Genomic DNA, 21,050 nt, shown 5'->3' on the forward strand with positions numbered 1-21,050 from the left:
TGCCCGAATACGGGCGGTCGATGCGGAACAAACTGACAGCAGTCCGAACGAGTCGGGAGTTTACGGCTTGTCTTGCCCGTTTGTTTTGCCTGTCACGTGGCGACGATCACGCGACAGGCGCGCGATACAGCAGATCGTACTGATGGGCGATGTAGGTCAGCCTTCCGTCGGCCAGCTGTCGGCGACGGGTCGCGAGCCAGTCGGCCCCTCCTTCGACGGTCCGATCCGAGAGGGCGTCTTCGACGAATTCGAGGATGGCGTCCAGAAAATACGCCTCGTCAGCGTGGTACTCGCCCTCGCTGGGGCGGAGAATCCAATCAGAACCGCCTATCGCAAGCAGGTCGCCGTCCCGGCGACGGCAGACCTCCGCCAGGTGTCGACCGGCGTGGACGTCCCGGCCAGGCTCGGCGTCGATTACGGCATGGTACGCGTCTTCGACGGCCCGGTCCGCCGGATGGTCGGGCTGGAATATCGTGGCGCCATCGAACGTGATCGGGAGGTACGCGAGCCCACCGGGTGCAAGCGCCGACTCGATCCTGTCCAGCAGCTCCGCCACCGGGACGAGGTCGGCAAAGGCCTGCGCGACGACCAGATCGGTGTCGTTCGCGCCGGTGAGTGTCGTCAGCGCGTCACCGACCTCGTAGGTGACAGAGAGATCCCCGACGACGAACCCCTGGTCGCGATCAACGACGGAGCGACCCGCTCGCCGAAGCGCTGCCGGTCGAACCGTGCGGGCGAAGTCGATAACGCCTTCGTCGCTGTCGATGCCGCGATACGAGCCGGCGTCGACTCCCCATTCGAGCAGTCGTGGGACGGTCGTTCCGGTGCCACAGCCGATATCGAGAACCCGCGGTTCGGTCGGGACGGCAGCGAGTAACCGGTCACGAACCCGACGCGAGTAGGCGCGATCGTCCAGCGACCGCTTGGCTTCCAGATACCGTGTCTCGGTGTGATTCATCCCTCGAGACGGCGTGCGTGACTCGCCCAGGACAGGTCGTCTTCCCACAGCCGAACGCGGAGATGCTCCGGATTGGGATCGTCCAGCGCTCGCTCGACGCGGTCACCGAACAGACGTGCGAAGTGCTCGACGCTCGGATTCAGGCCCTCGAACTCCGGGAGGTCGTTGAGCAATGCGTCACGATAACGCTCCTCAAGATCATCGAGGATCGCGTTCACGTCGTCGATGTCCACGAGGTAGCCGAACTCCCCTAGTTCAGGCCCCCCAAAGCGCACCTCCACAGTGAAGTGATGGCTGTGTGGTGTCCCTTCGGGACCTGGGTCGGGAACGGTGAGGAAATGCTGTGCGACGAACTCTCGCGTGACGGTCAGTTCGTACGTGTGGGTTGTCATAGGTTCGTATTCGTGTGTCTGTCTGTAACAGTGTGCGTTCGGTTCGATCGCGTAGCGGACCCTGAAGGCACTTGGATCGGCGTCATCGGTAGGTCAGCAACACCTGGAGCGCGTCTTCGGGCCGTTCGTCGATCAGTCGATACGCTTCGGGGGCGTCCTCGAACGGAAGTCGGTGCGTGACCAGCGACTCCACCGGCAGTGCCGTCAGGTTCTCGAGAGCCGTGTCGGTTCGACGGTCGAACGTCCAGCGACCGCGCAGTTCGGGGGCGAGTGTGCTGACCTGACTGGACTCGATCGAGACCCGGTCGCGATGGAAATCACCGCCCAGATCGAGTGTAGTCGGTTTCGTGCCGTACCAGGATCCGACGACGATCCGGCTATCGTAGCCTGCGACGGCGCGCGCGTCATCGAGTGCCGCAGGCTGACCCGACAGTTCGTACAGCAGGTCAGCGCCGTTCGATCCGGCATCGTCGTCCCAGCGGTCCGCCGAGAGTTCGTCCGGCGGCATCGCCATGTCGGCCCCCAGCTGGCGCGCGCGTTCGCGGCGCGAGTCTATCGGATCGACGACGAGCAGTTCCGACAGCGGGAACGACGCGAGCAATCCGATCGTACACAGTCCGATGACGCCCGCGCCGAAGACCACGACGCGTTCGCCGAGCCGCGGCCGCCCGTCGAGAACCAACGTGGTCGCCGTCTCGACAGTCGGGTACAGCGCCGCCTCCGCGGGTTCGACGCCGTCCGGGACTACAACGAGATCTGTGGGCTCTGCACTGAAGTGAGTCTCGTGTGGGTTAAACGCCATCACGGTCCGCCCGAGCCACTCGTCCTCGACAGTCGTCCCGGTCTCGACGACCTCGCCGACGGCGGCGTATCCGTATCGCAGCGGGTAGGACAGATCACCCTGGAGTGCCTCAAGCGTCTCGTCGGCCGGGAGATCACTCGGGGCCTGGCCGTGATAGATGAGTCGTTCCGTGCCGGCGCTGATCGCGGAGACGCGCGTCTCGACGAGCACTTCGTCGGCCGAGGGCGTTGTCGACGTCTCGCGCACCTTGACCGCCTGTGGTCCGGTGAAATAGAGCGAGCGTCGCTGCATCAGTCGTCCGCCGGGAGCTTGTCGACGCCACGTATCCGAGCGCCGGTCGCTCGACACCGTTCGAGGGCCGCTTTGGCCTCGTCGCCGGCGACGTGGGCCGTCGGGCCGCGTCCGACCCCCACCTGGAGTTCGATCCCCGTCTCCGCGTTGACGTGCTCGATCGCATCGTCGAAGGCTCCCGGGCCGATATCGGGGCAGACCGCGATGATGTTGTCACCCCCGACGAAATGCGCAATGCTGTCGTACTCCTGCCGGAGGTACGTCACGAGTTCGAGCGTGGCACGGCGAATCGCCAGCGTCACGTCGACGGCGTTTCGTCGATCCGTCAGCGAGCCGGTCACGTCCACGACGTCGAAGTGTCCGACTGTCACCGATCCGGCCTCGACTGGTTCGTCGCTCCCGACTGCGAGTACCTCGCGACGGTCCCCGTCCTGGGCGCTGCCTGCCGCCTGCAGGCGCTCGCTTGCGACATCCAGCGCTTCGACCGGCGTCGACGCGCGACCGACGCCGACGCTCACCGTCACTGGGTAGCTGTTTCTGACGCGGCGCTGGAACCGCTCGAACGCCGTCGGATCGATCTCGTTTACCACGGCGTACATGTTGTCGAATCGCCCGTAGAACGCGTAACCGTCGTACGCGCCGACGAACTCGGCGAAGTCGGCGAACAGCGACGCCTGCAACGACTGCAGGTCAGTTTCGCGCCGCGGCTCGGGCGTGACGGTCCAGGGTCCGTAATCGTCGATCTGTATCAGCGCAACCTGCATCACTGTGGTCACTGCTTCCATATGAGGAGTCGTCGGTAATTACTGTTTGGTCGATCCGAATCGTCGTCTTGCGGCCCGTTCACGCCTTTTCGTCCGGTAGGTATGGGATCGCAAAGCGATCGGAGTCCAGAAGCCGCTCGGCCACCAGCACGGTCCCGACTCCAATCAGGACGCCGACCACCGTGTCCGAGAAGTAATGGGTGCCGAGATAGAACCGCGAAATCGCGATCGCCACGGCAAAGGCCGCTGTAATCACGAACGGGAGCACCTCCGACCGACGCGCGACCGTCGCGTAGACGGCGACTGCGGCCGCGTGGCCGGACGGAAACGAGTGCGCGACTGTCTCGGCACCGCCGGTTTGACAGACTGGCTGGGGCGGGTACGGTCGCTGCACTGCGACCATCAACGCGGCGACGATCACCCCGCTCAGCGCCAGCGCGACGAGGGTGACTCGAAACTCCTCTCGCCACCCGGCCAGGTAACAGAGGCCGATGAATACCAGCCCGGCCGAGGCCGACCCGAGACCGGTCACCGAGTTCATCACCTTGGTGAGCAGTGGGCTCCGCAGATCGACGACGAGTTCGACTACCTGCGTGTCGAGCCACTGGACGGCCTCGATACCCTCTTCGAGTAATTGTTCCATACGTCTGTTTTCATACTGGTGGCTATACGTTCCTAAAGGTATCTGTCACGACGGCGTGCCAGATCATTTCGAAATGGGATAGCCACCAGTATCAGTACTGGCCGGGGCCATGTCACAGTGGCGCGCCGTTATCGCTCGCCGCCGGAGAGTCGGCCGGTGACGACCAGGAAGTCCCGGACGAACACCCCCAGCGAGGGCGCGAGGACGAAGGGTGCAGCAATCCAGACGAGTTCCGTCGGTACAGCCGGTGTGAGGGCGGCGGTGAGAAAGACCATCTGCACGCCAGCCAGGTACCTGCCGAGGTCGCTGTCGGGCGGGTCGTACAGCGGCCGGCCCCGGCGTCGCCGCCAGCCCAGGCCGCCACGGTAGACGTATCTGGCCGCCGAAAGCGAGAGATACCAGGCCGGGAGTAGCCCCCACACGACGGCGACCAGCGGCGCGGCGACGAACCCGAACGTATCGAACGCCATATCCAGGCGCTCTCCGAGCACGGTCTCCTGGCCGATGGTCCGTGCGACCGTCCCATCGAGTTTGTCCAGCACGATCCCGCTCCCGTAGGCCAGCGCCGGCACCCACGCGAGACGAGTATCGGGCGGGACGACGACGAAGCCGGCCACGACTGCGTACAGCGCGCCCCGTAGCAGCGTCAGCGTGTTCGCCAGCCCGAAGAGTCCACCCAGCGGCCGCCCGCCCGTTCGGGACGGGACGAGACGGTAGCTGACGTACCACAACAGGCCAGCCAGACAGAGACCGGCGACCACTGCCGGATCCAGGATCCGTGCGTCGACCCATTCGGGCGGATACAACCCTCGAAGGACGACCGCGAGCGCGAGCGCACCCAGCAGCGGGAACGCTACTCGCGTCCCGACTGAGAGGGACGACCCGGTCGGTCGCTCGGTCATCGTCTCCTCCGGTCGTGACGCCGTCGCACTCGCAAGCGGCGCTCGCTCGGAGATGGTCGAGTCGCCCGGGTCGCGGCTGGCAGTTCCATACGAAGTGTCGTCGGTGAGTTCGGGCCAGACACACCTAAACGTACGACCTGCGGTTTGTTATCGCAGGAGCACGATCAAGACGCCGAGCAAGACGAGTTGGGCGATCTTATCGATCGCGCCGAACGTCCCGATGTCACCGGGGAAGGCTTTCGACCCGTTCGCGAAATTGACGACGTACCACAGGACGATCTGGACGAGCACGAACGGGATTCCGACCGCGTACACCGTCCGGCGGCGGTACGCGATCAGGACGAGCACGATCGCACCCAGAAAGCCCAGCCCCGCGAGGATGAAACTGATCCCCATTTCGGACGGGAACATCCTGACGCCGAGCAGAAGATGGATCGCGGCACTCACCAGCGCCGCGATGATCCCCACCCAGTGGAGCGCGCCGAGCGACTCCGTCTGGAGCGTGAATCCGCCTGTTTCAGTTGTTGGCATATCACATAATTCTGCAGTGTGTACATAACCGTGGTGTCGGCGGTCGCACTTACCGCAATATCGATCGGCAGTCACAGGTTTGGCCGTTCTATCGCTCGAAATCGGGTTGTCGAAGCGAGTCGATGCGCTCGATCTCTTCGGGGGAGAGTCGTTGCGTGGCCGCGGTCAGATTCGAGACGATATGTGTGTCTGTCGTACTCGATGGGATCGGGACGACTCCCCGGGTGACGTTCCACGCGAGGACGACGCCGGCCGGCGAGAGGTCGTGCTCCTCGCCGATCGCTCCGAGTATCGGCTCTTCCAGTAGTCCGGGCGCGGACAGCGGGGAGTGTGCGACGACGCGGATCCCTTCGTCGTGACAGAACGAGACGAGGTCGTTCCGGGGCAGGTACGGATGGCGTTCGATCTGGATGATCGCGGGACGAATGCGCCCGGTCTCGAGTATCGTCTCCAGTTCGGACCGCGAGACGTTCGAGGCGGCGAGCGTGCGTGTCAGCCCTCGATCGTACACCGCTTCGAGGTTTTCCCAGGCCGTTTCCAGCGAGACGTCGGCGGTCTCGATGTCGCCGTCGTCATCTTCGGGGAACGTCAGCGCCTCCTGTCTTTCGATGGGGTGGTCGGCCAGCCGCTCCAGCGGACCGCGGTGGGCCCAGGCGTCGGGCCAATGTAACCCGTAACTGTCGAAGGCGTCGATACCGAGTTCCGCAAGGCTCCCCTCGGCGGCTTCGAGCATATGCTTGCGGCGGTGGTTCGTCCGCCAGACCTTCCCGAGGACGAACACGGCCTCCCGGTCTGGCGAACCCGGAGCGGCCAGCAGCTCGCCGATCCGGTGTTCGTTCCCGTACAGTTCGGCGCTGTCGAGGAGCCGATAGCCCGCGTCCAGCGCCGTCGCGATCGAATCCCGTCGCTCGACGTACTCGCCGTCGCGGTACCGCGAGCAACCGAAGCCGATCGGCGGCAGCCGTATCCCGTGCTGGCCACTCGCTCGTGGGTCGGGATCGCTGGGCCGAACGTCCGGCTCGGGAAGCCGATCCCGCGTCGTCCCGTAAGCCGGTACGTCGATTGGCCCACCGCTGTCGGCGGCGTCCTCGATGGCGTTGCAGACGGCCACGACGTGCGCGCCACGCCGTCCGCCCGCTCGGGCGGGTGTCCCGTCGGTGATGCTCTCAGCGAGGCGCTCGAGGGCGTCGGTGTACTCGACTGGTGACGTCGGCGATTGCGGCGGCACTGGAGTGTATTCACGACCGACCCGGCCGAACTGAACGTGATCGACGGCAGTCTCCATCGCGCCGGTGCCATGCAGGTACAGCGATCCGTCGTCGCCGTGGAGTTCGAGTCCGTAGAACTCCCGACTCCGGTGGGGCGCATAGAAGCTGGCCGTCAGGCGGACGACCGGTCCCGACTGGAAGGACAGCGTCGCCTCGACGTGGGTCGGCGCGGACGGTCGGCGCGACACACGGTCGGGCCAGCTGTCCAGCGCGTCGGCGACGCGCACCGTTTCGACGGGCCCGAACCACGAGACGAGCAGCGTCAGCGGGTAGACCGCGCCGTCGTACAGCGGCCCGATCGCCAGAAACGAGTCCGGACGGTCGTGCCAATCGGTCACGCGGCCGACGTGTGCGTGGGCGTAGCCGAGCCTGACGGTACCCGGACGACCGTCGGCGAGCACTCGCGCTGCGCGCCGCTGTGACGGCCCGTCCGGGTTCTCTGGCGCGACACCCAGTGCGAGATCACGTTCGCGCGCCATCGCCAGCAGTTCGCCGGCGACGTCGGCGTCCAGCGCGAGCGGTTTCTGTGAGTAGACGTGTCGATCCGCTGCCAGCGCCGTCCGGGTCACTTCCGCGTGGGCAGCGTGGCTCGTCAGATTCACGACCAGTGGCGCGTCGACGCGTGCCAGGGCCGTCTCCAGGTCGGTGAACGACGGACAATCGTGTTCGCTTGCCAGCGCCGCGGCCCGTTCACCGTCGAGATCACAGACGCCGGCCAGCGAGAGCGCAGTCGAGGACAGGCCGGCCGCGTACTCGGACGCGATCGCTCCTGCCCCCACGAACAGACAGTCCATAGACGTACCCCGGCCGGCACGTACAAATGCCTCCCGGCGAGGGCGCACAGTCCCGGACGTGCGGGTAATCCAGTCGATGTCGTTTTGTCCGATCGGGACGAACAGCGAGCGTGACAGAACCGGGAATGAGCCGGCTCGGCACCGCCTATCTCCGCGCGATCCAGGCGGCCGGCCGGCGTATCGACTACGGGACGAACGTCTTCGAACGCGAGTGGGACGTGCTCGTCGTCCTTGATGCCTGTCGCGTGGACCTGCTCCGCTCGGTCGCGCCCGACACCGACCTGATCGACGAAGTCGATGCGGTGCGGTCGGTCGGCAGTTCCTCCTCGGAGTGGCTCGAAAACACGTTCCCGGGCCGCCCGGAGACGTCCCGGACCGTGATGGTAACTGGCAACACCTGGACCGACCGGTACGTCGACGCCGACGCCTTCGCCGCGCTGGACGAAGTCTGGAAGTACGCCTGGAACGAGCAGTTGGGAACGGTCCCGGCGCGGGCCGTCACCGACCGGGCGATCGCGATGGCTCGTGACCGCGATCCCGACCGGCTGGTCGTCCACTATATGCAACCCCATCACCCGTTCGTGCCGGACCCGCTGGCGGCCGACGACGGGATGGTTCGAAACAGCACTCACAGCAACCCGTCGAACCCGTGGGTCGCACTTCGGCGCGGCGAGATCACGACCGAGCGCGTGTGGGACGCCTACGAGGCAAATCTCCGGTACGTTCTCGAAGACGTCGAGATCCTGGTCGAGCACGTCGCCGGCCGCGTCGCGATCACCGCAGACCACGGCAACCTCTTCGGGGAGTGGGGGCTGTACGGCCATCCAATGTACGTGCCCGCGCCGGCGGTGTTGACCGTCCCGTGGGCCGAGACGACGGGCGAAGACAGGCAGGACTACACGCCGGAACTGGAGCCGCCGGAGCCGTTGCCGGTGACTCGTGTCTACGGTGCCGAGGGCGATCAGGCCCGTCTCGACGCGCTCGGTTACCGGTGACTTCCCGACAGTTATTTCCCTTCGGTTCGAACAGCGGTCGATGGCACGGGTCGCAGTGGTCCACAACACGCTTGACTTCCAGGGCGGTGCGGACGCGGTCTGCCTGGCGACCTGTGAGGCACTGTTACCCGATCACGAGGTCGAACTGTTCACGCTCAGTGAGACCGACCCGTCCGATCTGGCCGATCGGTTCGACGCTGACGTGGCCGGTCTCGCGGTGCGGACGCCGCCGGCAAACTCGCCGATTGCGAGAGGTCTCGCCAGACTCTCGCCGGTTGCCGGGCCGCAACTGGCGTTCCGGAGTGTGCTTGTCGGCCGATACTTCGGCCGGCACGCCGACCGCTTCGATATCGCTGTGAGCACCGCAAACGAGATGCGCCTCCCTATTCCGTCCGTCCAGTACATCCACTATCCGCAGTTCCATCACCGAGCGCTCGAAGCGACCGACGGGGGGCGGCTGAACCCGCTGTGGAGCCGACTGGCCGGCCCCGATCGCGGGACAACGGACGGAGCGACGCTTCTGGCCAACTCCGCGTGGACCGCTGACGTCGTCGAGCGGATTTACGGCGTCCGCCCTGCTGTCCTGCATCCGCCCGTCGACCCCATCGACGGGGGTCTCGACTGGGACCAGCGCGAGCGGGGCATCGTCGTCGTGGGACGGATTGCCCCTGACAAGCGCGTTCTGGACACGATGACGGTCGTCGACCGGCTCCGCGACCGGGGTCATGCCGTCCACCTGCATATCGTCGGTTCGGCCCCGCAGTCCTACCAGCCGTACGTCGATCGGGTCGTTTCGGAAGCCGACCGACGGGCGTACGTGACCCTCGAGCGGGACGTCTCTCGTGACCGCCTCGAAACGCTGCTTCGAACCCACCGGTACGGACTGAACCTCAAGCGAGACGAACACTTCGGCATGTCCGTCGCGGAGTACGTCGCGGCGGGAATGATCGCCTTTGCACCTGACGGCGGCGGGCAGCGAGACATCCTCAAGGGGCGCGCTGATCGCCTGTTTGCGTCCCTGTCCGGTGCCGTCGACTGTATCGAGACGAGTCTCGAAACCGACGATCGACCGACACTCCCGCGTGATCGGTTTTCCCGTCGCCGGTTCAAATCGGCGATCGCGCGCCGCGTGAATCGAGCACTGGGACAGTAGCCACAGACACTGCAACGAACCGGCCGTTCGCCGGCGAGGAGATGCGCGACGCTGTCGAGGAACACCGGGACGTGCTCGTGGACCTGTTCGCCTCGCTACCACTGTAATGTCCGCGAGAGAATACGCCCGGAGCGGGATTTGAACCGGATGAAGACGGTCGCCTCGCTTCGCTCGGCGCTGCGTCTTCCAGGGTTCAAATCCGCCTATAACGTATTTGCGGCTCGCGGTTTGCTCGCTGCAAAAGTACGCCCGGAGCGGGATTTGAACCGAACCGAGAAATGCTCGCTCCCGATGGTCGCTGCGCGTTCCTCGTAGGGTCCAAATCCCTCATAACGATTTCTCGCGGACGACTCACTCGTCGCTACGCTCCTCGGTCGTAGTGTCCGCGAGAGAATAGCGCCCGGAGCGGGATTTGAACCCGCGTCACGACCGTGACAGGGTCGTATGATGGGCCACTACACCATCCGGGCTTGCTGCACTCCTTCGTACCGGGGTCCTAGTATTAAGGCTTTCCAAACGAGGGCGCAGTGAGTGGCGTTCACGCACGGCACTCCGACCGGGCTGTCGTGGCCCGCTTGCGATCGCTCTGATCCCGACTATCGCCCCGGCAACCGCTCCGAGACAACACTGCCCGTCGAAGACACCCCAACACCTTTGTCCGTGGTCCGCGTACACACGGGTACCGCCCGCAGGGGCCATCGATAGCCGTTGCCGGCGCTTTTGGCAAGCGTTAAATGCGTGCCGCCAATAGATGGCTGTAGTATCTCGAACAGCCTTCTCTAGCCGGTCAGACCACACCACACATGGTAGACGTAAGCCAACACGAACTCGTCCCGGATCACACCGTCCTCGACAGCGACGAACTCGAGGACGTACTCGCAGAGTACGACATCAAGAAAACCGACCTGCCGAAGATCAAACGCACCGACCCCGCGCTGCCAGACGAGGCCGAGGTCGGCGACGTGATCAAGGTCGAACGCGATTCACGAACGACAGACCGAGCGGTCGTCTATCGACTCGTCATCGAATAACATGGATACAGAACAACGCCGAACGGTTTCACGGGCATACTTCTCGAAGGATCGACTCGCCGAACACCACTTCCGGTCGTTCAACGCGTTCCTCGAACGCGGCATGCAGGAGGTCGTCGACGAAAAGGCGACCATCGAAACTGACATCGGAGACAAGGAAGGCCAGGAACCAGTCTGGGTCGAGCTTGGCGACGTCCGCGTCGTCACGCCCCGGGTGCGGGAGGCCGACGGCTCCGAAGAACTGCTCTACCCCCAGGAAGCGCGACTGCGCAACATCACCTACGCCGCGCCGGTCTTCATGGAGATGGCGATCGTCAGGGGCGGCGAGGAAGAGGAGGAACGCGTCGTCGACCAGACCGAGACCAAGATCGGTCGCATGCCGATCATGGTCGGCTCCCAGAAGTGTAACATCGCCGGCTTCTCCGACGAAGAACTGATCGACATCGGGGAGGACCCCGCCGACCCCGGCGGCTACTTCATCGTCAACGGGTCCGAGCGGGTGCTGATGACCAGCGAAGACCTCGCGCCGAACAAGATTCTCGCGGAGTACGACACCAAGTACGGCGACGAGGTGCAGGTCGCAAAGACCTTCTCCCAGCGCCGGGGGTACCGCGCGCTGGTGTTGACCGAGCGCACCCGCGACGGGTTGCTCGAGGTGTCGTTCCCTTCGGTTTCGGGTTCGGTCGATTTCGTCACGCTCGTGCGCGCGCTCGGACTGGAATCCGACGAGGAGATCGTCCACCGCGTCAGCGACGACCCCGAGATCGTGAAGTTCATGCTGGAGAACCTGGAGGCCGCCGACGTCCAGACGACCGAAGAAGCCATCGAGAAACTCGGCAAGCGCGTCGCGTCCGGCCAGGGCAAAAACTACCAGCTCAAGCGCGCCAACTACGTCATCGACCGGTATCTGCTGCCCCACCTCCACGAGGAGGGTGTCGACGAGGAAGAGGTCCGGATCAACAAGGCCTACTACCTCTGTCGGATGGCCGAGGCCTGCTTCGAACTGGCGCTGGGTCGCCGCGAGGCCGACGACAAGGACCACTACGCCAACAAGCGCCTGAAGGTCTCCGGCGACCTGATGCGGGACCTGTTCCGGACGGCGCTGAACAAGCTGGCACGCGACGTGAAATATCAGCTCGAGCGCGCGAACATGCGCAACCGTCAACTGTCGGTTTCGACGGTCGTGCGCTCGGACGTACTGACCGAGCGGCTGGAACATCCGCTGGCCACGGGCAACTGGGTCGGCGGTCGCTCCGGCGTTTCCCAGCTGGTCGATCGGACGGACTTCATGGGTGTACTGAGCCACCTCCGGCGGCTCCGCTCGCCGCTGTCTCGCAGTCAGCCACACTTCGAGGCACGCGATCTGCACGCGACCCAGTGGGGTCGTATCTGCCCCTCCGAGACGCCCGAGGGGCCGAACTGTGGGCTCGTGAAGAACTTCGCGCAGGCGATGGAACTCAGCCAGAACGTCGAGGACGAACAGAACCTGAAACAGTCGCTCGCCGATATGGGAGTCCAGGGCATCCCCGGCATCGAGAGCATCGAAACACAGCAGCCCGCAGACGATTAAACAATGAGTCAGGGACGCGAAGCGAAAGTCTACGTCAACGGAAGTCTGGTCGGGACCCATCCCGACCCCGAACAGCTCGCCGAACAGATCCGTCAGGCTCGCCGACGGGGCGAGATCAGCGAGATGGTCAACGTCTCGGTCAAAGACCGGACCGACGAGGTCATCGTCAACGCCGACGCCGGCCGGGCGCGACGCCCGCTGATCGTCGTCGAGGACGGCGAACCGCTGTTGACCGAGCGCGAGGTCGAACTACTCGAGGCGGACGAGATCGACTTTCAGGCCCTTGTCGATCGCGGCTACATCGAGTTCATCGACGCCGAGGAGGAAGAGGACATCCTCGTCGCCGTCGACCGCGAGGAGCTCACCGAGGACCACACCCACCTCGAGGTCGATCCCCAGCTCATCTTCGGGATCGGTGCCGGGATGATCCCCTACCCCGAGCACAACGCCAGCCCGCGCATCACGATGGGGTCGGGGATGATCAAGCAGTCGCTGGGGCTGCCAAGCGCCAACTACCGGGTCCGCCCGGACACGCGCCAGCACCTGTTGCACTACCCGCAGTTGTCGATGGTCAAGACCCAGACGACCGAGCAGATCGGCTACGACGAGCGCCCGGCCGCCCAGAACTTCGTCGTCGCCGTCATGTCCTACGAGGGGTTCAACATCGAGGACGCGCTGGTCATGAACAAGGGCTCGGTCGACCGGGCGCTGGCCCGCTCGCACTTCTTCCGGACCTACGAGGGCGAAGAACGGCGCTACCCCGGCGGTCAGGAGGACCGCTTCGAGATCCCCGACGACGAGGTCCGGGGCGCTCGCGGCGAGGACGCCTACACCCACCTCGACGAGGACGGACTGGTCAACCCCGAGACGCGCGTCGACGAGAACGCGGTCCTGCTCGGCAAGACCAGCCCGCCGAGGTTCCTTGAGGAGCCGGACGACATGGGCGGGCTTTCCCCCCAGAAGCGACGTGAAACGTCGGTAACGATGCGGTCCGGCGAGAGCGGGATCGTCGACACCGTCACTCTCATGGAAGGCGAGGACGGCTCGAAGCTCTCGAAGGTCAAGGTGCGAGACGAGCGCATCCCCGAACTCGGGGACAAGTTCGCGTCCCGACACGGCCAGAAGGGCGTCGTCGGACACATCGCTCCCCAGGAGGACATGCCCTTCACCGAGGAGGGCGTCGTGCCGGATCTCATCCTCAACCCCCACGCGCTGCCGTCGCGGATGACCGTCGGTCACATCCTCGAGATGATCGGTGGGAAGGTCGGCGCGCTGGAAGGCCGCCGGGTCGACGGCACGGCCTTCACCGGCGAAGACGAGGACGAACTCCGCGAATCGCTCGAAGAACACGGCTTCGAATCGAGCGGCAAAGAGACCATGTACTCCGGTGTCACCGGCGAGAAGATCGAGGCCGATATCTTCGTCGGCGATATCTTCTACCAGAAGCTGTATCACATGGTCTCGAACAAGATCCACGCCCGATCGCGCGGCCCGGTCCAGGTGCTGACCCGCCAGCCCACCGAGGGTCGCGCCCGCGAAGGCGGCCTGCGTATCGGGGAGATGGAACGGGACGTGTTCATCGGCCACGGGGCGGCCATGACGCTCAAAGAGCGCCTGCTCGATGAGTCCGACCGGGAGTACATCCACGTCTGCGCCGAATGCGGGATGACCGCCGTCGAGGACGTCGAGCAACGCCGCGTCTACTGCCCCAACTGCGGCGAGGAGACCGACGTCCACGAGATCGAGATGAGCTACGCGTTCAAGCTCCTGCTCGACGAGATGAAGGCCCTGGGCATCGCCCCGCGGATCGAACTGGAGGACGCAGTCTAAACCATGTCAGGACACGCACCGAAATCGATCGGGAGTCTCAGCTTCGGGCTGATGGATCCCGAGGAGTATCGCGACATGAGCGCCACGAAGGTCATCACGGCCGACACCTACGACGACGACGGGTTCCCCATCGACATGGGATTGATGGACCCGCGCCTGGGCGTGATCGACCCCGGCCTGGAGTGCAAGACCTGTGGCAAACACAGCGGGTCGTGTAACGGCCATTTCGGTCATATCGAACTCGCCGCGCCGGTGATCCACGTCGGGTTCTCGAAGCTCATTCGCCGGCTGCTTCGCGGGACCTGCCGGGAGTGTTCGCGGCTGACGCTTGACGAGCGCGAGCGCGAGGAGTTCCGCGACCGACTCGACCGGACGCGCGAACTCGGCGACGACCTCAACGACGTCACCAAGGCCGCGATCCGCCAGGCCCGCAAGAAGGACTACTGCCCGCACTGCGGCGCGGTCCAGTACGACATCAACCACGAGAAGCCGACGACCTACTACGAGGTCAAGCAGGTGCTCTCCTCGGAGTACCCCCAGCGGATCGCCGCCGCGATGGAACCCGACGAGGAGGACGCCGAACCGGTCTCTCCGCACGATCTGGCCGATGAAACCGGCATCGACGCCGGCCGGATCCAGGAGATCCTCTCCGGGGAGTTCCGTCCCCGCGAGGAGGATCGGCGCGCCATCGAGAAGGCGCTGGACGTCGATCTGACCGAGGAGGACATGGACAAGCTGATGCCCAGCGACATCCGGGACTGGTTCGAGGACATCCCGGACGAGGACCTGGAAGTGCTGGGGATCGATCCCGAGAGGTCACGGCCGGAGTGGATGATCCTCACTGTCCTGCCCGTGCCGCCGGTGACGGCGCGGCCGTCGATCACCCTCGACAACGGCCAGCGTAGCGAGGACGACCTCACGCACAAGCTTGTTGACATCATCCGGATCAACCAGCGGTTCATGGAGAACCGCGAGGCCGGCGCGCCACAGCTGATCATCGAGGACCTCTGGGAACTGCTCCAGTACCACGTCACCACGTTCATGGACAACGAGATCAGCGGGACGCCGCCGGCCCGACACCGTTCCGGGCGACCGCTGAAGACGCTCTCTCAGCGCCTGAAGGGCAAGGAGGGGCGCTTCCGTGGCTCGCTGTCAGGCAAGCGCGTCAACTTCTCGGCGCGGACGGTCATCTCGCCGGACCCGACGCTCAGCCTCAACGAGGTCGGGGTCCCCGACCGGGTCGCGACGGAGATGACCCAGACGATGAACGTCACCGAGCGCAACCTCGAGGAGGCCCGGCGGTACGTCCGCAACGGCCCCGAGAGTCATCCCGGCGCGAACTACGTTCGACGACCGGACAATCGCCGGCTGAAGGTGACCGAGAAGAACTGCGAGGAACTCGCGGAGAAGGTCGAGCCCGGCTGGGAGGTCTCCCGGCATCTCGTCGACGGCGACATCGTGATCTTCAACCGCCAGCCGAGCCTCCACCGGATGTCCATCATGGCCCACGAGGTCGTGGTGATGCCCTACAAGACCTTCCGACTGAACACCGTCGTCTGTCCCCCCTATAACGCCGACTTCGACGGCGACGAGATGAACATGCACGCGCTGCAGAACGAGGAGGCCCGGGCGGAGGCTCGCGTGCTCATGCGCGTGCAGGAACAGATGCTCAGCCCCCGATTCGGCGAGAACATCCTCGGCGCCATCCAGGACCACATCTCCGCGACGTACCTGCTGACACACACCAATCCCACGTTCAACGAGACGCAGGCGCTGGACTTGCTGCGGGCGACCAGCGTCGACGAGTTGCCCGAACCCGACGGTCACGAGGACGACGGGACGGAGTACTGGACCGGCCGCTCGATCTTCTCGGAGCTGCTGCCGGACGGACTCGATCTGGAGTTTACCTCCAGCGCCGGCGACACGGTCGTCATCGAGGACGGCCAGCATCTGGAGGGGACGATCGACGAGGACGCCGTCGGCGCGTTCGGCGGCGAGATCGTCGACACGATCGCCAAACAGTACGATAAGACCCGCGCCCGCATATTCATCAACGAGGTCGGGACGCTGGCGGTCCGGACGATCATGCACTTCGGGTTCTCGATCGGGATTGACGACGAATCGATCCCGCCGGAGGCCCAGGAGCAGGTCGACGAGGCCATCGGGAACGCCTACGAGCGCGTCGAGGAACTCATCGAGACCTACGAGCGGGGCGAACTCGAGTCCCTGCCGGGCCGGACCGTCGACGAGACCCTGGAGATGAAGATCATGCAGACGCTCGGCAAGGCCCGCGACTCTGCCGGTGACATCGCCGAAGACCACTTCGACGACGACAACCCCGCCGTGATCATGGCCGACTCCGGTGCGCGTGGATCGATGCTGAACCTCACGCAGATGGCCGGCGCGGTCGGCCAGCAGGCGGTCCGCGGCGAGCGGATCAACCGCGGCTACGAGGACCGCACCCTCTCCCATTACCGCCCGAACGACCTGAGTGCGGACGCACACGGGTTCGTCGAGCACTCCTACCGGGAGGGGCTGGAGCCCAAGGAGTTCTTCTTCCACGCGATGGGTGGCCGCGAGGGCCTGGTCGACACGGCCGTCCGGACCTCCAAGTCCGGGTACCTCCAGCGGCGGCTGATCAACGCCCTCTCTGAACTGGAGACTCAGTACGACGGGACTGTCCGGGACACCTCGGACACGATCGTCCAGTTCGAGTTCGGCGAGGACGGCACCTCGCCGGTCGAGGTCTCCTCGGGCCAGGACGAGGCGGCCGTCGACGTCGAGGAAGTCACCGACCGGATCCTCGAGGAGGAGTTCAAAGACGAGACGGAGAAACAGCAGTTCCTCGGCACCGAGAAGCGCCCGACAAACCTCTCGGAACACGCCGACGACTGGTGGTACGCGGAGGGTGATGACTGATGAGCGAGACACAATACGACGCCACGGACCGATTCGAGTACGTCGACGAGGACGTCGAACTCCTCGTCGAGGACACCGAGTTGCCGCGACGACTGAAGAACGAACTGTACGAGACGATCGACGACCGCGGCGGGATGGACCTCGACGCGGTCGAGGAGATCGCCTCCGCGGTCGAATCCCGGTATATCGACACGCGCGTCGACCCGCTCGACCCGGTCGGGACCGTCTCCGCCCAGTCGATTGGGGAACCCGGCACGCAGATGACGATGAACACGTTCCACTACGCGGGCGTCGCAGAGATCGACGTCACGCAGGGGCTGCCGCGGCTCATCGAGCTGGTGGACGCCCGCAAGACCCCGGACACCCCGATGATGACGGTCTACCTTGAAGACGAGTACGCGACCGAGCGCGAGCGCGCCCACGAGGTCGTCTGGAAGATCGAGGCGACGAAGATCCTCGCGCTGGGGGACATCTCCACGAACGTCGCGGACATGCTCGTCCAGATCGACCTCAACCCCGACACGCTGGCCGAGCGGTGGCCGACCGTCGAACACGTCGAGGACGTCGTCGACGAGATCGCCTCGACGATCGAGTCCGCGCTGGGCGTCAAGACCCGCCAGTCGGGCACTGTCATCGAGTTCGGTCCCGAGGAACCGTCCTACCGGGACCTGTTGCAGCTGGTCGAGGACCTGCGCGAGATCGTCTTCAAGGGGATCGAGGACGTCTCCCGGGTCGTCATCCGCAAGGAGGACACGGACGCGGGCGAGGAGTTCGTCCTCTACACCGAGGGGTCGGCCCTGGGCGACGTGCTTGATATCGAGGGCGTCGACGCCTCCCGGACGACGTGTAACAACATCCACGAGATCTACCGACAGCTGGGCGTCGAGGCCGCCCGCGAGGCGATCATCGACGAGACGATGAACACCCTCGAGGAACAGGGGCTGGACGACGTGAACGTCCGGCACCTGATGCTGGTCGCGGACATCATGACCAACGACGGCGAGATCGAGTCCATCGGTCGACACGGCATCTCCGGGAGCAAGGACAGCGTGCTTGCCCGGGCAGCCTTCGAGGTGACCGTCTCGCACCTGCTCGACGCCGCGATTCACGGCGAGATCGACGCCCTCGACGGCGTCACCGAGAACGTCATCGTCGGCAAGCCGATCAAACTCGGCACCGGCGACGTCGACCTGCGGATGAACCCCGGCAAGGGCGGTTCCGCGGACTGACATGAGGGTCACGCTCAGCGACGAGGCGCGCCAGCTCATCCCGATCATCGAGGACGAGACCGGCGCGACCGTCCGCGATTGCGTGATCGACGAGGAGTACGATCGCCTGCTCGTGCTCGTCAAGGCCGGCCAGATGGCGAAGGCGATCGGCTCCGGCGGCGAGACCGTCCGCGAACTCGAAGACCGGCTTGACCGGTCGATCAAGTTCGTCGAAGACGGACCCACGCCCGAGGATGTCATCGCCAGCGCGCTCGCGCCGGCGGCGGTGTACAACGTCACGATCAGCGAGAACGACGATACCGTCGCCTACGCCGAAGTCGACCAGCAGGACACCGGCGTCGCGATCGGTGCGGACGGTCGCAACATCGACGCCGCGCGAACGCTGGCGAAACGGCACTTCGATATCGACGACGTGGAGATCGCCTGATCGACGCCTCTCGTTTCACTCGTCCGGACAGGGCGGTTCGCTCCTGTTGTGGATCGTGATCGGCCGCGTTTCGCTCGCGACGCGCTCGCCGCCGTGTGATACCGTCAGGTTCGCCGTCGCCGTCGATTCCGGTTCGAGCGCCCCGTCCCACTCGCCGGCGTCGACGAACAGGAGCCGTTCGGACCCGTAGCGATCGATGGTTTTCGTCCCGTTCGACAGTCGCTGACCGTCGACGGTCAGCGTCCAGGAAAGAGTCCGCTGGCCGCTTGCGTTCCCCCGGCGTTCGAGACGCGCACTCCCCGCGAGTTGCCAGCCGTCGGGCATCGGGACAGTGCTGACACAGCTCGTCGTCCCGTTGCCGGCGAGTGCCTGCTCGAGTGAGAGCGTGTTGACCGACACGCGTGGCTCGAACTCGGTGACGGTCGCGTTTACCTCTGCCGTACCGCCGTCCGTCGAGGCGGCCCACAGAACGCTGTAGCTGAGCAGTCCGATCAGAAGAATCAGGCCGATCCCGGCGATCAGGGCGATCCGGCGCATATCTCTTCGAAGTCACACTCGCGGAATATGTCTTTCCCCGTCGAGGAACACAGCCGGGACGAGTAAGAGGATTCGATCGCCGAGAATCCGCCGGACGGGTGCCTGCGAACCAGCCACACGCCGGGGATCCAAAAGAAGACGCTTAAGTGCCTCGGCAGGGTACGGGCTTGTACTATGGCGAACGGCAAATACGCCGCACGCAAACTCAAGAAGGACCGCCAGAAACACCGGTGGTCCGACTCTGATTACGCGCGCCGCGAGCGTGGGCTGGGCGAGCAGTCCGACCCACTCGAGGGCGCTCCCCAGGGTCGAGGTATCGTACTCGAGAAGGTCGGCATCGAGGCCAAACAGCCCAACTCCGCGATCCGGAAGTGCGTTCGGGTTCAGCTGATCAAAAACGGCAAACAGGTCACCGCGTTCGCGCCGGGCGACGGGGCGATTTCCTTCATCGACGAGCACGACGAAGTCACCATCGCCGGGATCGGCGGCGCGAAGGGCCGCGCCATGGGTGACCTCTCGGGTGTCAACTACAAGGTCGAGAAGGTCAACGGCGTCTCGCTGATCGAACTGGTCCGTGGCAACGCCGAAAAGCCGGTGCGATAACCATGTCCGAGGCAGAACCCTCCGAATCCGAGTCCGAAACCGAAACCGGGGCGCAGCTGTTCGGCGTCTGGTCGGTCGAGGACATCGAGTTTCGCGATCCCTCGACCGAGCGCTACATCACGGTCACGCCGATCGCGCACACGATGGGTCGCCACGCCGAAAAGCAGTTCAAGAAAAGCGAGATCTCGATCGTCGAGCGGCTGGTCAACCGCCTGATGCAGACCGACGAGAACACGGGCAAGAAACAGCAGACGACACGGATCGTCCGCGAGGCCTTCGAGATCGTTCACGACCGCACCGAGGACAACCCTGTCCAGATCCTCGTCCGTGCCGTCGAGAACAGCGCTCCCCGAGAGGAGACCGTCCGCCTGAAGTACGGTGGCATCTCCGTCCCGAAGGCCGTCGACGTCGCACCGCAGCGCCGGGTCGATCAGGCCCTGAAGTTCATCGCCGAGGGCGTCTACAACAGCTCGTTCAAGACGACGACCGACGCCGCCGAGGCACTGGCCCAGCAGCTCGTCGGCGCGGCGAACAACGACGTTCAGACCTACTCCGTCTCCCAGAAAGAGGAGAAAGAGCGCGTCGCGGCCGCCGCACGGTAACTTCTCTGTCTTTTCGTCTCGCGCGGGTGCTCCGATCCGACGGCAGCTAGTCGGCGGCTCGAGACTCCTCGAGGGCGTATTCGCGGGTCAACGCCACCATCGACTTGCGATACGCGCTCGCGTCGGGTTCGGGATCGAGCGTCCGGAACCGTCGTCTGAACCCATCGAGGCTGACGTTCGGTGCATCCAGACCCGCGGCGTGCGCGAGGTCGTACAGCCGGTGGTCCGATTCGAGCAGGTCGTGCCGTTCCAGCAGCGCCAGCGCGAAGGCGGCGTTGACGGCGGTGATGTCGGGGTCTGACGCCGGCGTCCGTCGCGTCCAGGCCGGCGCAGGATCGATCGGGCGGTCGGCGACCGCGGCGGCGAGCGTCGACTCGAAAAACCGGACCAGCTTCCCGCCCGGGGCGAGCCCGACCCACAGGTCGTCGGCGTAGATGTCCTTGACGTGGTTGGCGATCTGATAGCAGTGCGTGACTTTCCGGCGTTCGACACTCCGTCCGGCAAGCGCCAGAAAGAGCACCTCGTCGGTCGACTGGACGTGCGAGGGATGCTCGCGTTCGTGCTGGCGCATGTGTGCGAACTCGTGCAAGGCGAGTTCGCGAGCCATCGCGCTCGTCGCGGCCTGTTTCGAGATGATCAGTCGGTGCACGCCGTCGTCGTGGCTGACCCGCGTCCGCTCGTCGGGGTCGGCCCTGATCTCGACGCGGACCGGCCACTGGAGTTCGTGCTCGGTCTCGAAGAGACTCGCCGCCCCGAGGAACGGTGCTGCCGGGCCGCCACCCCGGACCCGTATCTCCATGTGTGGTATT

At 65.2% G+C, this 21,050-nt stretch carries 20 protein-coding genes and 1 tRNA gene; 10 read left to right on the forward strand and 11 right to left on the reverse strand.

From position 1 onward, the window contains the following. Window positions 1-106: 106 nt before the first annotated feature. The 8 genes from HSR122_RS01935 to HSR122_RS01970 form a co-directional block, all read right to left on the reverse strand. The gene (locus HSR122_RS01935; RefSeq protein ID WP_229111009.1) at window positions 107-958 is read right to left on the reverse strand and encodes a class I SAM-dependent methyltransferase; all 852 of its coding nucleotides are present in this window, start codon (window positions 956-958) and stop codon (window positions 107-109) included. Beyond that, entirely contained in the window at window positions 955-1,350 is a 396-nt protein-coding gene (locus HSR122_RS01940) for a 6-pyruvoyl trahydropterin synthase family protein (RefSeq protein ID WP_229111010.1), read from the reverse strand. The genes HSR122_RS01935 and HSR122_RS01940 overlap by 4 nt, the downstream gene beginning before the upstream one ends. An 82-nt stretch (window positions 1,351-1,432) precedes the next feature. Next, on the reverse strand, window positions 1,433-2,443 hold the full coding sequence (locus HSR122_RS01945) for a zinc-dependent alcohol dehydrogenase (RefSeq protein WP_229111011.1): 1,011 nt from the start codon (window positions 2,441-2,443) through the stop codon (window positions 1,433-1,435). Beyond that, on the reverse strand, window positions 2,443-3,228 hold the full coding sequence (locus HSR122_RS01950; protein ID WP_229111012.1) for a GTP cyclohydrolase IIa: 786 nt from the start codon (window positions 3,226-3,228) through the stop codon (window positions 2,443-2,445). The genes HSR122_RS01945 and HSR122_RS01950 overlap by 1 nt, the downstream gene beginning before the upstream one ends. A 58-nt stretch (window positions 3,229-3,286) precedes the next feature. Next, a complete protein-coding gene (locus HSR122_RS01955) occupies window positions 3,287-3,850 on the reverse strand; it encodes a phosphatase PAP2 family protein (protein ID WP_229111013.1) in 564 nt (187 codons plus the stop codon). 128 nt (window positions 3,851-3,978) lie between these two features. After that, window positions 3,979-4,752 (reverse strand): CDP-alcohol phosphatidyltransferase family protein, encoded by a 774-nt coding sequence (locus HSR122_RS01960; protein WP_229111014.1) that lies wholly within the window; start codon window positions 4,750-4,752, stop codon window positions 3,979-3,981. Between the two features lie 147 nt (window positions 4,753-4,899). Continuing rightward, window positions 4,900-5,283 (reverse strand): DUF7475 family protein, encoded by a 384-nt coding sequence (locus HSR122_RS01965; protein ID WP_229111015.1) that lies wholly within the window; start codon window positions 5,281-5,283, stop codon window positions 4,900-4,902. A gap of 88 nt (window positions 5,284-5,371) precedes the next feature. Further along, window positions 5,372-7,345: an aldo/keto reductase gene (locus HSR122_RS01970; protein WP_229111016.1), complete on the reverse strand. Its 1,974-nt coding sequence runs from the start codon at window positions 7,343-7,345 to the stop codon at window positions 5,372-5,374. 125 nt (window positions 7,346-7,470) lie between these two features. Between HSR122_RS01970 and HSR122_RS01975 the strand changes: the two genes are divergently transcribed. Both HSR122_RS01975 and HSR122_RS01980 read left to right on the forward strand, forming a co-directional pair. Beyond that, a complete protein-coding gene (locus HSR122_RS01975; RefSeq protein WP_394355550.1) occupies window positions 7,471-8,340 on the forward strand; it encodes an alkaline phosphatase family protein in 870 nt (289 codons plus the stop codon). A gap of 40 nt (window positions 8,341-8,380) precedes the next feature. Next, window positions 8,381-9,493, forward strand: coding sequence for a glycosyltransferase (locus tag HSR122_RS01980; protein WP_229111018.1), 1,113 nt, complete (start codon window positions 8,381-8,383; stop codon window positions 9,491-9,493). Between the two features lie 397 nt (window positions 9,494-9,890). On the opposite strand, the gene HSR122_RS01985 is transcribed toward HSR122_RS01980, so the two are convergent. Continuing rightward, window positions 9,891-9,963 (reverse strand) — tRNA-Asp (locus HSR122_RS01985). 333 nt (window positions 9,964-10,296) lie between these two features. Between HSR122_RS01985 and HSR122_RS01990 the strand changes: the two genes are divergently transcribed. From HSR122_RS01990 to HSR122_RS02015, 6 genes are read left to right on the forward strand one after another with little or no spacing between them, the layout of a single operon-like run. Further along, a complete protein-coding gene (locus HSR122_RS01990) occupies window positions 10,297-10,524 on the forward strand; it encodes a DNA-directed RNA polymerase subunit H (protein ID WP_229111019.1) in 228 nt (75 codons plus the stop codon). A gap of 1 nt (window position 10,525) precedes the next feature. Further along, window positions 10,526-12,094: a DNA-directed RNA polymerase subunit B'' gene (locus HSR122_RS01995; RefSeq protein ID WP_229111020.1), complete on the forward strand. Its 1,569-nt coding sequence runs from the start codon at window positions 10,526-10,528 to the stop codon at window positions 12,092-12,094. 3 nt (window positions 12,095-12,097) lie between these two features. Next, complete coding sequence (gene rpoB / locus HSR122_RS02000; RefSeq protein WP_229111021.1) at window positions 12,098-13,924, forward strand: DNA-directed RNA polymerase subunit B; 1,827 nt, start codon at window positions 12,098-12,100, stop codon at window positions 13,922-13,924. Between the two features lie 3 nt (window positions 13,925-13,927). After that, the gene (locus HSR122_RS02005) at window positions 13,928-16,843 is read left to right on the forward strand and encodes a DNA-directed RNA polymerase subunit A' (RefSeq protein WP_229111022.1); all 2,916 of its coding nucleotides are present in this window, start codon (window positions 13,928-13,930) and stop codon (window positions 16,841-16,843) included. Beyond that, complete coding sequence (gene rpoA2, locus HSR122_RS02010) at window positions 16,843-18,072, forward strand: DNA-directed RNA polymerase subunit A'' (RefSeq protein ID WP_229111023.1); 1,230 nt, start codon at window positions 16,843-16,845, stop codon at window positions 18,070-18,072. Before HSR122_RS02005 ends, rpoA2 begins: the two co-directional genes overlap by 1 nt. 1 nt (window position 18,073) lies before the next feature. Next, complete coding sequence (locus HSR122_RS02015) at window positions 18,074-18,499, forward strand: NusA-like transcription termination signal-binding factor (protein WP_229111024.1); 426 nt, start codon at window positions 18,074-18,076, stop codon at window positions 18,497-18,499. A gap of 15 nt (window positions 18,500-18,514) precedes the next feature. On the opposite strand, the gene HSR122_RS02020 is transcribed toward HSR122_RS02015, so the two are convergent. Next, a complete protein-coding gene (locus HSR122_RS02020; RefSeq protein ID WP_229111025.1) occupies window positions 18,515-19,036 on the reverse strand; it encodes a hypothetical protein in 522 nt (173 codons plus the stop codon). Window positions 19,037-19,210: 174 nt separating this feature from the next. Between HSR122_RS02020 and HSR122_RS02025 the strand changes: the two genes are divergently transcribed. Both HSR122_RS02025 and HSR122_RS02030 read left to right on the forward strand, forming a co-directional pair. After that, on the forward strand, window positions 19,211-19,639 hold the full coding sequence (locus HSR122_RS02025) for a 30S ribosomal protein S12 (RefSeq protein WP_229111026.1): 429 nt from the start codon (window positions 19,211-19,213) through the stop codon (window positions 19,637-19,639). Between the two features lie 2 nt (window positions 19,640-19,641). Next, on the forward strand, window positions 19,642-20,241 hold the full coding sequence (locus HSR122_RS02030) for a 30S ribosomal protein S7 (protein WP_229111027.1): 600 nt from the start codon (window positions 19,642-19,644) through the stop codon (window positions 20,239-20,241). A 46-nt stretch (window positions 20,242-20,287) separates the two neighbouring features. On the opposite strand, the gene HSR122_RS02035 is transcribed toward HSR122_RS02030, so the two are convergent. After that, window positions 20,288-21,040 (reverse strand): DUF5781 family protein, encoded by a 753-nt coding sequence (locus HSR122_RS02035; protein WP_229111028.1) that lies wholly within the window; start codon window positions 21,038-21,040, stop codon window positions 20,288-20,290. Window positions 21,041-21,050: the final 10 nt, after the last annotated feature.

Source organism: Halapricum desulfuricans (assembly GCF_017094525.1).
Classification (GTDB): Archaea; Halobacteriota; Halobacteria; order Halobacteriales; family Haloarculaceae; genus Halapricum; species Halapricum desulfuricans.